The sequence below is a fragment of the Clostridioides sp. ES-S-0048-02 genome, from assembly GCF_020658495.1.
GTDB lineage: Bacteria > Bacillota > Clostridia > Peptostreptococcales > Peptostreptococcaceae > Clostridioides.
This window is the reverse complement of the sequence record NZ_JACVWH010000059.1, coordinates 1-667: the sequence shown is the minus strand read 5'-3', so window position 1 is coordinate 667 and position 667 is coordinate 1. Positions and strand designations below refer to the sequence as shown.

At 32.2% G+C, this 667-nt stretch carries 1 protein-coding gene; it reads left to right on the top strand.

Going from position 1 to position 667, the window contains the following annotated elements; all coding sequences use genetic code 11:
- On the top strand, positions 1-620 hold a 620-nt coding region (locus tag IC173_RS20325), incomplete at its 5' end, for an NlpC/P60 family protein (RefSeq protein WP_227856208.1).
- Positions 621-667 lie beyond the last annotated feature (47 nt).

The following is a 667-nucleotide window of genomic DNA, read 5'->3' as shown; positions in this document are numbered from 1 at the left end:
GCGCCTTTAAACAATCTTACTATACAAAAGATTTCTTAGATAAACATCCATTATTAAAATATGGTGATGAAATACAATTAGTTACAGGAGTTTCAAATCGAGATGGAACTTACAAAGTAAATGATGTTGGATCTGCCATAATTATAGACAAAGATGGAACTTATCACATAGATATTTTATTTGGAAATGTAGAAGATATGATGGCTTTTGGAAGAAGAAAAGGAAAAATAGTCATAGGTGGTTATGCTGGAAACATGACAGAAAGAGCAAAAGCAGTAATAGCAGAGGCAAAAAAACACCTAGGCAAACCATACAAATGGGGTGGTAATGGACCAAGTAACTTTGACTGTTCTGGACTTATGGTATATTGCTTTAAAAAGGTTAGTGTTAATTTACCAAGAACATCTAGTCAACAATCTAAAGTTGGTAAAAAAGTAGAACAAAGTAATTTGCAAGCAGGAGATTTAGTGTTTTTCCATAATCCAGTTAGTCATGTTGGTTTATATATAGGTAATGGAGAATTTCTACATGCCCCACAAGCAGGTGATGTAGTTAAAATAAGCAAAACAAGCAGTAGTTATTACACTAAAAACTTTTCTACGGCTCGAAGAGTTTTATAAAAAGAGGTGATAAAATGGCAGATCCAATTAATGAATTTATAGGAATA